Origin of the sequence: Mesorhizobium sp. M7A.F.Ca.AU.002.02.1.1 (genome assembly GCF_003998535.1) — a bacterium.
GTDB lineage: Bacteria > Pseudomonadota > Alphaproteobacteria > Rhizobiales > Rhizobiaceae > Mesorhizobium > Mesorhizobium ciceri.
This window is the reverse complement of record NZ_RZPB01000705.1, coordinates 1-3,122: the sequence shown is the minus strand read 5'-3', so window position 1 is coordinate 3,122 and position 3,122 is coordinate 1. Positions and strand designations below refer to the sequence as shown.

General features: G+C 64.2%; 3 protein-coding genes and 1 pseudogene. All 4 read left to right on the top strand.

Annotated elements, in window-relative coordinates; translation table 11 throughout:
* Positions 1–380: pseudogene (locus EN879_RS29780) on the top strand (amidase family protein); the annotation flags it as partial.
* Between the two features lie 2 nt (positions 381–382).
* Positions 383–1,282 (top strand): LysR family transcriptional regulator, encoded by a 900-nt coding sequence (locus EN879_RS29775; protein ID WP_063168937.1) that lies wholly within the window; start codon positions 383–385, stop codon positions 1,280–1,282.
* A gap of 89 nt (positions 1,283–1,371) precedes the next feature.
* On the top strand, positions 1,372–2,040 hold the full coding sequence (locus tag EN879_RS29770; RefSeq protein ID WP_027161413.1) for a DUF1007 family protein: 669 nt from the start codon (positions 1,372–1,374) through the stop codon (positions 2,038–2,040).
* Positions 2,037–3,122: nickel/cobalt transporter (locus EN879_RS29765; protein ID WP_164774666.1), on the top strand; the 1,086-nt coding region annotated here is incomplete at its 3' end. The genes EN879_RS29770 and EN879_RS29765, both read left to right, overlap by 4 nt.

The window sequence follows — 3,122 nt, the reverse complement described above, 5'->3', positions numbered from 1 at the left end:
GCCTCGGCACCGGCGTCGAGGAGCGTTTCGGCTTCGGCCGCGCCGTCGACGACAAGACGGCGCAGGCCGAGAAGGTGCGGCGTCTGACCTTTCGCGGCGAACTGAGCGCCCTGCTCGGCAAGGACGGCTTCCTTGTCCTGCCGACGGTGCCTGGTCCGGCGCCTTACGTGGACAGCACGCCGGAGCAGTTCCAGGCCTATCGCGAACGGGCGCTCCAGCTTCTGTGCCTGGCCGGCCTGTCCGGTTTTCCACAGATCACACTGCCCGTCGGCTCGGTCGCCGGCGCCCCGTTCGGCCTGTCGCTGCTTGGCCCTTCCGGCAGCGACATTGCCCTGATACGGCTCGGCCGGAAACTTCTCGACGCGGCACGAAAGGCCTGACCATGGACACACTGACGCGCATGCGCGCCTTCATCGACGTGGTCGAGGCCGAGGGCTTTTCCGCGGCGGCGCGCAAGATCGGCCGCTCCAAGGCCTTGCTGTCGAAATATGTGCGCGAGCTGGAGGACGAACTCGGCGCTTTGCTGCTCAACCGCACCACGCGCCAGTTCTCGATGACCGAGGCCGGCCACACCTATTACCGGCGCGCCTCGGAGATCGTGCGCGAGGTCGACAGCCTGGCCGACGCGGTGCGCGAATCCTCCGGCGACGTGCGCGGCCGGATCAAGCTGTCGGCGCCGCGCACCTTCGCCGACGCGCCGATCGGCCAGTCGCTGATCGACTTCGCCAAGCAGCATCCCGACATCGTGCTCGACATCCAGCTCGACGACCGCTTCGTCGATCTGGTCGAGGAAGGCTTCGACCTTGCGGTGCGTATCTCGCGGCTGGAGAACTCGTCGCTGATCGCCAGGCGTCTGGCGCCATTTTCGATAAAGCTCTGCGCCTCCCCCGAACTGATCGCCAAGCATGGCACGCCGACACGGCCGCAGGATCTCAGCCGCATGCCTTGCATCGTCGACACCAATGGCCGCGGACTGAACAACTGGCCGTTCAAGGGCGACAATGGCGATCCGGTCAGCGTTTCGGTGTCAGGTCCGATCGAGGTCAACAGCCCGATGACGGCGAGAGCCGCGGCCGTGTCCGGGCTGGGATTCACCGTCCTGCCGGATTTCATTGCCGCGCCCGATCTCGCGAGCGGCCGGCTGGTGTCGGTGATGGATGACCGTATCCTGTCGGGCGGCGGCATCTTCGCCGTCTACCCGCACCGCCGCTATCTGCCGGCCAAGGTCCGCGTTTTCGTCGACTTCCTGGTGCAGTGGTTCAGGACGCGTGAAGTTGCCTGACCCACTTCAGCCGAGCAGCGGTCCCAATTTCGCCCCCTTTCTGGTAACTCTCGGCAACTCTTCCGAGGCCTAGGGAATCGCGACCGAGAATGCACCTGAAACGGCACGCAATCATGCTGGCTTCGGCCTTGGCGGCTAGCTTTGCCGCCACTGGACCCGCTTACGTGCATCCACACGTCTTCGCCGAGGCTCGCCTCGATGTGATCCTCTCCCCCGATCACCAAAGCGTGAAGGCTCTGCGTCATCTCTGGCGCTTCGACGACCTGTTTTCCTCGACGGTGATGATGGAATTCGACAAGAACTCCGACCTGAAGCTCGACGACAAGGAGCTGAAGGAAGTCGCCGACACCGTTCATGCCTCGCTGGCGGAGTTCAACTACTTCCAGCTCGTCACCGTCGACGGCAAGGACGTGGCGATGACGCCGCCGCCGCATCTGATGGCCAATTTCGACAACGACCAGCTGATCATCCTGTTCGAGTCCGAACCGAAGGTGCCGATCAAGCTCAACGGCAAAATCGATATCGGCGTCTACGATCCGACATTCTACACGGCGATCGACTTCACCGAGGACTCCAACATCACGGTCGAAGGCCTGCCCTCGAACTGCACCAGCAAGGTGGTCCGTCCCGACCCCGACGAGGCCATCAAGGAAAACCAGAAGACCCTCACCGATGCCTTTTTCAATGACCCGACCGGCACCGATATGAGCAAGATCTTCGCCACCAAGCTCGAACTGACCTGTCAGCCAGAAGGATGAAGCCGGTGACGAAACCGTCCCTGCGTTTGGCATTCGGCCTGTTGGCCCTCACAGTCGCCATGATGCATTTCGCCGACGCGGCTCATGCCCAGAGTTCGCTCGGCATCGGCGTCAATGACGGCATGGCGCCCACCACCGGCCCGTTCGCCCATATCCTGATGTGGATCAATCTCAGGCAGCAGGAATTCTACCGCGCGCTGGCAACGGCGATGAAGGCGATGCGCCAGGACGGCAGCAAGATCTGGATACTCGTCGGCCTGTCCTTCGCCTACGGTATTTTCCATGCCGCCGGCCCCGGTCACGGCAAGGCGGTGATCTCGTCCTACATGGTGGCCAATGAAGTGGCGTTGCGGCGCGGCATCCTCTTGTCCTTCGTCTCGGCGCTGCTGCAGGGCCTGACCGCGGTCGCGGTGATGGGGGTCGCCTATTTCGTCCTGCGCGGCACCTCCGTCTCGATGACGGACGCAGCCTGGTTCATGGAGATCATGAGCTTTGTCTTCGTCACCCTGTTCGGCGCCTGGCTGCTGTGGCGCAAACTCGGCCCCGCCGTCCTGCGTCTGTTCGGCAAGGGCCCGGCCTACAGCCTGTCGGCGGCTCATGCCGGCCATTCTCACGCCGGTCATTCTCATGGGGGTCATTCTCATGGGGGTCATTCGCACGGCGCGCATTCGCATGCCGGCCATTCCCATGCAGCTCACAGCCATTCGGCGCATGCCCATTCGCACGCGCTGCACGCGCATGACCATGTGCACGGCCCTTCGCACGATCATCACGATCATCACGATCATGCCGAACACGATCATGCTCATCACGATCACGCGGCCGGCGAAGTCTGCGACACCTGCGGCCATTCGCACGCACCCGATCCGGCGCTGCTGTCAGGCGACCGCTTCGACTGGCGCACGGCCTGGACAGCGGTGGCGGCGGTCGGCATCCGCCCCTGCTCCGGCGCGCTGATCGTGCTCAGCTTCGCCCTGCTCAACGGCCTCTGGCTCGGCGGCCTGCTGTCGGTGCTGGCAATGTCGCTGGGCACCGCCATCACCGTTTCGGCACTGGCGACGCTGGCGGTGACCGCCAAGAAC